Annotated in this window: 4 protein-coding genes; 3 read left to right on the forward strand and 1 reads right to left on the reverse strand. The window is 43.1% G+C overall.

Translation table 11 applies throughout. The features are described 5' to 3' along the window. From thiT to lysS, 3 genes are all read left to right on the forward strand, one after another. The coding region (thiT, locus tag STRDD13_RS03190; RefSeq protein ID WP_231852551.1) for an energy-coupled thiamine transporter ThiT at nt 1-453 on the forward strand (453 nt) is incomplete at its 5' end. Between the two features lie 99 nt (nt 454-552). After that, a complete protein-coding gene (locus tag STRDD13_RS03195) occupies nt 553-1,035 on the forward strand; it encodes an aminoacyl-tRNA deacylase (protein WP_067101780.1) in 483 nt (160 codons plus the stop codon). Nucleotides 1,036-1,132: 97 nt separating this feature from the next. Further along, nucleotides 1,133-2,620: a lysine--tRNA ligase gene (lysS, locus tag STRDD13_RS03200; RefSeq protein ID WP_067101783.1), complete on the forward strand. Its 1,488-nt coding sequence runs from the start codon at nt 1,133-1,135 to the stop codon at nt 2,618-2,620. Nucleotides 2,621-2,761: 141 nt separating this feature from the next. Here lysS and STRDD13_RS03205 read toward each other — a convergent pair. After that, nucleotides 2,762-3,207 (reverse strand): IS3 family transposase (locus STRDD13_RS03205; protein ID WP_156471267.1); only part of this gene is annotated, 446 nt, incomplete at its 5' end.

The following is a 3,207-nucleotide window of genomic DNA, read 5'->3' on the forward strand; positions in this document are numbered from 1 at the left end:
GGGGGCTCCATCTCACTCGTTATGTTGCCTATTTTACTACTCGCTCTCCGCCACGGTCTACTATGGGGATGTCTTTCTGGACTGATTGTAGGTCTTGTCCAACTCTTTTTCGGTGGCTATTTTTTGAATATCTTTCAAGTCGCTCTCGACTATGGACTTGCTTATGCCGGAATTGGTTTCGGAGGACTTTTTTCACGAAAATTCCTGCAAGATCCAACAGCCTTCTCTGCTTCCATTTGGATAACTGCTGCGGGATTTTTGGGTGGAAGCATGAGGTTGCTAGGTAGTTTCCTCTCTGGAATGATCTTCTATGCAGACTATGCTCCTGCCGGAACACCTGTCTGGATCTACTCTTTCTCCTACAATTTCACCTATGTCTTACCATCGACTATCTTAACGATCATCGCACTGCGGCTCTTGTACCAGGCACGGCCTCAATTTTTCCGTCGTTAGAACATCGCTCTATCTTTCCTCATCATCCCTCTCCGAACGTAGCTGACTTTTTTTCTCCAGACTTTTCTGGTAAAATAAGGTCTTGGAGAAGATAAACTTATGAGTAAGAAGAAAAAAATCAAAAAAACCTTAGTGGATCAAATCTTAGATAAAGCAAACATCCCACACGATAGCCTAGAAATCAATGCCCATTCTGGACAACTCCCTGAGGGCATTACCACTTCTGATATCTATAAGACACTGGCCCTCATTGGCGATAAATCAGGGCCTATTATTGGGATTATTCCCCTGACAGAACACCTGTCAGAAAAGAAGCTAGCTAAAATATCAGGAAATAAAAAGGTATCCATGATCCCTCAGAAGGATCTCGAAAAAACAACAGGTTATGTTCATGGGGCCAACAATCCTGTTGGTATCCGTCAGAAACACCGCTTCCCTATCTACATCGACGAGCAGGCCAGACAAGCCGGACGGATGATTGTATCCGCAGGTGAAATTGGTCGCTCTATCCGTATTGACAGTCAGTTACTCGCTGACTTTGTCCAGGCAGAGTTTGCTCATCTAACCGAAGGAGAAGTCTAGATATGCGATCTAGACTTTTCTTTTTGGAAAAAGGATAAAGTGCTGATTTTTCACCCTATCTGTGGTAAAATAAGGAAGATTACTATTGGAGGAAACTATGTCACACCATACCGAAGAATTAAATGACCAACAAATTGTTCGCCGAGAAAAAATGGCCGCTTTAGTGGAACAAGGAATCGATCCTTTTGGAAAACGCTTTGAACGCAGTCACAACTCAGCCCAATTAAAAGAAAAATATGCTGACTTGGACAAGGATCAGCTTCATGACTTGAATGAGACAGCTATCATTGCTGGTCGTCTCATGACCAAACGTGGAAAAGGAAAAGTCGGATTTGCCCATATCCAAGACCGCGAAGGGCAAATCCAAATTTATGTTCGCAAAGATGCAGTCGGTGAAGAAAATTATGAAATTTTCAAAAAAGCTGACCTTGGGGACTTCCTAGGTGTTGAAGGGGAAATCATGCGGACCGATATGGGAGAATTGTCTATCAAGGCCACCCATATCACCCACTTGTCCAAGGCCCTACGCCCACTTCCTGAGAAATTCCACGGACTTTCAGATGTAGAGACCATCTACCGTAAACGGCATCTTGACCTCATCTCCAACCGGGGTAGCTTTGATCGGTTCATCACACGGTCTAAGGTCATTTCTGAAATCCGTCGCTACATGGACAGTCTTGGCTTCCTGGAAGTAGAAACACCAATCTTACACAATGAAGCTGGTGGTGCTGCAGCTAAACCTTTTATTACCCATCACAACGCCCAAAATATGGATATGGTCCTGCGTATCGCCACAGAACTTCACCTCAAACGCCTGATTGTTGGTGGTATGGAGCGCGTTTACGAAATTGGACGCATCTTCCGTAACGAAGGGATGGACGCCACACATAACCCAGAATTTACGACCATCGAAGCTTACCAAGCTTATGCGGACTTCCAAGACATCATGGACTTGACTGAAGGGATTATCCAACACGTGACAAAAGCTGTCAAAGGGGAGGAACCTGTCGTCTACCAAGATGTGGAAATCAAGATTAATGAACCTTTCAAACGGATCCACATGGTAGACGCTATTAAAGACATCACTGGTGTTGACTTCTGGCAAGAGCTAACTTTTGAAGAGGCTGCAGCCTTGGCCAAGGAAAAAGGGGTTCCTGTAGAAAAACACTACACTGAGGTCGGCCATATTATCAACGCCTTCTTCGAAGAATTTGTCGAGGAAACCTTGATTCAGCCAACCTTTGTCTATGGTCACCCTGTGGCTGTCTCACCACTAGCCAAAAAGAATGCGGATGACCCACGCTTTACCGACCGTTTCGAACTCTTTATCATGACAAAAGAATACGGAAACGCCTTTACTGAGCTAAACGACCCAATTGATCAATTGGAGAGATTCGAAGCACAAGCTGCAGCCAAAGAATTGGGAGATGACGAGGCAACAGGTGTCGACTATGACTATGTTGAAGCCCTTGAATATGGTATGCCACCAACTGGTGGGTTAGGGATTGGTATCGACCGCTTGGTAATGCTTCTAACAGACACCACGACCATCCGTGATGTCCTTCTCTTCCCAACTATGAAGTAACATTTTTCGACTTTCCCTAAGCAACAGTGAGTCTTCTTTTCGAAAGCTGATTGTTGCTTTTCTTACACTTCCTTTTCTTTGGTTACCATATAAAAAAAAAGGTGATTCTTTGTACTGACCCCAAAAAGTTAGACAAATAATTTAATTAAAGGATTTAGTTCTGTACTTCACAGGACTAAGTCCTTTTAATTTGATCTTAATTCGTTTATTGTTGTAGTAATCAATGTAGTCTACAATAGCTTGTTCCAATTGCTCAAGTGACTGAAACGTCTTCTCATACCCATAAAACATTTCGGACTTAAGAATGCCAAAGAAAGATTCCATCATTCCATTATCTGGGCTATTCCCCTTACGTGACATAGATGGCTGGATTCCTTTCTCCTCTAAAAAATGATGATAGAAATCGTGTCGGTATTGCCATCCTTGGTCACTGTGGAGAATTGTATTTTCGTAATGGTCCTCTGTAAAAGCTTGTTCTAGCATAGCTTTTACTTGTACTAAATTCGGCGACGTAGAAAGATTATAAGCAACGATTTCACTGTTAAAACCATCTAATACTTGTGATAAGTAGAGTTTTTGAGTGCTGG

The sequence above is a fragment of the Streptococcus sp. DD13 genome (genome assembly GCF_001578875.1).
In the GTDB taxonomy this organism is placed as follows: Bacteria; Bacillota; Bacilli; order Lactobacillales; family Streptococcaceae; genus Streptococcus.

Excerpts from the sequence above, each read along its gene's own strand:
- STRDD13_RS03195 (WP_067101780.1), top strand. The coding sequence starts at position 553 with ATGAGTAAGAAGAAAAAAATCAAAAAAACCTTAGTGGATCAAATCTTA.
- lysS (WP_067101783.1), top strand. The coding sequence starts at position 1,133 with ATGTCACACCATACCGAAGAATTAAATGACCAACAAATTGTTCGCCGA.